At 35.1% G+C, this 3,073-nt stretch carries 3 protein-coding genes; all 3 read left to right on the forward strand.

The features are described from left to right. The first annotated feature begins 92 nt into the window (after positions 1–92). Positions 93–1,310, forward strand: coding sequence for a PLP-dependent aminotransferase family protein (locus tag ACI3VO_RS12130; protein ID WP_439758167.1), 1,218 nt, complete (start codon positions 93–95; stop codon positions 1,308–1,310). 162 nt (positions 1,311–1,472) lie between these two features. Then, positions 1,473–1,904 carry a MarR family winged helix-turn-helix transcriptional regulator gene (locus tag ACI3VO_RS12135; RefSeq protein ID WP_439758168.1) on the forward strand — a complete coding sequence of 144 codons (432 nt, stop codon included), beginning with the start codon at positions 1,473–1,475 and terminating at the stop codon, positions 1,902–1,904. A gap of 57 nt (positions 1,905–1,961) precedes the next feature. Then, positions 1,962–3,073, forward strand: a 1,112-nt coding sequence (locus ACI3VO_RS12140; RefSeq protein WP_439758169.1) for an MATE family efflux transporter, incomplete at its 3' end; no start/stop codon positions are given.

Here is a 3,073-nt window from a genome sequence, read left to right on the forward strand (position 1 = left end):
TAAGGAGGAATTAGAATTAAGTGTAAGACACCACGATTATGTGGAAAGATGTAAGTTAAGTTTTATATGGTTAATGTTGGGAGGTCTTAGTTATGGTAGAATATGCAAAACGTATTAAAAATATGGAGGGGTCAGCATCTATAATTAGAAAGCTGTTTAATGCTATGGGAGATCCTGAGACGATTTCGTTTGGAGGAGGTTCTCCAGCTAAGGAGGCGCTTCCTATTGATATAGTTAGGGAGATTGCCAATGATGTGTTGACTTTTGATAAAAAGGGCGTTGAGGCGCTTCAATATGGTGATCCAAGGGGTAGTGTAGACTTGAGAAGAGTTGTTATAGATCATTTGATGGCTCCAAAGGGTGTTGAGGCTAAAATGGAAAATGTTCTTATAACTGCTGGTGGTCTTGAAACTATGAACTTAGTTTGTCAGCTTTTTATGAATCCAGGAGATGTGATGCTTGTGGAATCACCTACTTTTGTGCATTGTGTTGAGATTTTTGATATGTTTGAGGTTAAGTGCATAGCTTGTGAAATGGACGACAATGGACTTATTATGGAGGATGTTGAGGAGAAAATAAAACAGTACAATCCTAAAATCGTCTACACAATACCTACTTTCCAAAATCCTACAGGTATAACTATGAGCACAGAGAGAAGAAAGAAGCTAGCTGAGCTTGGAAGCAAGTACGACGTGATAATTCTAGAGGACGACCCTTATAGAGATATAAGATACAGTGGTGAGGATTTACCTCCTATAAAATCGTTTGACAAGACTGGAAATACTATACTTGCAAATAGCTTTTCTAAGATATTTTCACCTGGAAGTAGACTTGGATATGTAGTTGCTACAAAGGAAATAATAGACAGATTATACGAGATAAAAACTGCTACAAATTCTCATACAGGAATGATTTCAGATGTGTTATGTGCTGAGTTTTTCAAGAGAGGTTATTATCCTGAGCACCACAAGATGATTTGTGACTTATATAGAGAAAGACGCGATAAGATGATGGAATGCATAGAAAAATATTTACCAGAGGGAACTAAGCATACTTATCCAGATGGAGGCTTGTTCACTTGGGTTGAGTTACCTGAAGAGTTGAATTTAAACACTACAGAGCTTCTTAAGGAGGCTAATGAAAAATACAAGGTAGCATATGTTGCCGGAGAAGGATTCTTTGTAGAAGGTGGCGGCAAGGGCAATAACTGCATGCGTATGAGCTTTAGTGCTGTACCACCTGAAAAAATAGAAGAGGGCATGAAGAGACTTGGAAAATTATTTGCTGATAAGATAAAAGAAAATAATTAGTTTGATGAGACAAAAAATTTAATTTTGAAATAGAAACTCCCTTTTATACTGATTAAGTATGGAAGGGAGTTTATTTTTCCCGTTGACAATAAAATTAAAAGGGTATAAAATTGTTAGGTGGCTAACGTTAGAAGGCTAACAAAAGAGAGGGGAATTTGTTTGATGGATAGAATTGAAATTTTTGCGATTGTTCATAAATTGGATAATCAAATCAAGAGAAAATTAGATAAAGTCGCACTCAAGCATGATTTAACTGGAATTCAGGCGTTTTTTTTAAAGTATGTATACGATAATTCAAGCAATAAAGATATATTTCAAAGGGATTTAGAAAAAATATTTGATATTAGAAGGTCTTCTGTTTCGACTATGATAAGTTCGTTGGAAAAAAAAGGCTATATAAAGAGAGAGAGTATTCCGACTGATAAGAGAATAAATAAGATAGTTTTGACAGAAGCAGGTCTAAAAACTCACAAAGAAGTCGATTCTGATGTCAAGAAATACAAGGAAAGTCTGTTAAAGGACTTTTCGGATGAAGAAATAGAATTATTATACGGTTTGCTGGAAAAAATTTCAGAAAAGACGAGAGAGAATTAGACAAAATAAAAATTAAGGGGACTAAAGAAAATTAAAAAAGTAAATGGAGGGATATATATGGCAGAAAAAGCAGTTCAAACAGAAAATAAAATGGGTACTATGCCTATCAACAAGCTGTTAATGTCAATGGCTTTACCGATGATGATATCAATGCTTGTCCAAGCTCTATACAATGTAGTAGACAGTATTTTCGTTGCAAAGCTTAGCGAAAACGCACTGACAGCAGTATCTATGGCATTCCCTGTGCAAAACCTTATGATAGGTATGGCTACAGGTATCGGAGTTGGGATGAATGCATTGCTTTCAAAAAATTTAGGACAAAAAAATCAAGAGGGCGTAAACAAGGCGGCTCTTCACGGTATTTTCTTGGAATTTGTAAATTATTTAATATTCTTATGTATAGGTTTATTTGCAGTACACAAATTCATGCAAACTCAAACTGATATAACTGAAATAGTAGATTATGGAACAACATATTTGAGAATAGTATGTATATGCTCATTTGGGATATATATGCAAATGTCATTTGAAAGATTGCTACAATCAACAGGTAAGACAATTTTATCGATGACTACACAATTGACAGGTGCAGTGATAAATATCATACTAGACCCAATCTTAATATTTGGTCTACTTGGAGCTCCAAAATTAGGAATAGCCGGTGCTGCAGTTGCGACTGTTATAGGCCAAATAGTTGCAGGTATATTTGCGCTTGTGCTTAATATCAAGAAAAACAAGGAAATTCATATACATTTAAAAGGATTTAGATTAGAGAAAAAATATCTAGGAAGAATATTATATGTAGGTATTCCTTCAGTGTTGATGGTGGCGATAGGATCTGTTATGACTTACGGAATGAACATAATCCTTATGACATTCTCATCAACAGCTGTTGCAGTATTCGGGGCTTACTTCAAGCTACAAAGCTTCGTGTTTATGCCAATATTTGGATTGAACAACGGTATGGTCCCTATAGTTGCATTCAACTTAGGTGCTAGAAATAAGGATAGACTCGTAAAAACTGTAAAATTAAGTGTATGCTATGCTGTTGGAATAATGTTTGTAGGGCTTATAATACTTCAAACTATTCCAGGGACTTTGCTAGGATTTTTCAATGCGTCTGAACAAATGCTAGCAATAGGGATACCAGCGCTTAGAACGATAAGCTT

The sequence above is a fragment of the Intestinibacter sp. genome (assembly GCF_051866655.1).
GTDB lineage: Bacteria > Bacillota > Clostridia > Peptostreptococcales > Peptostreptococcaceae > Intestinibacter.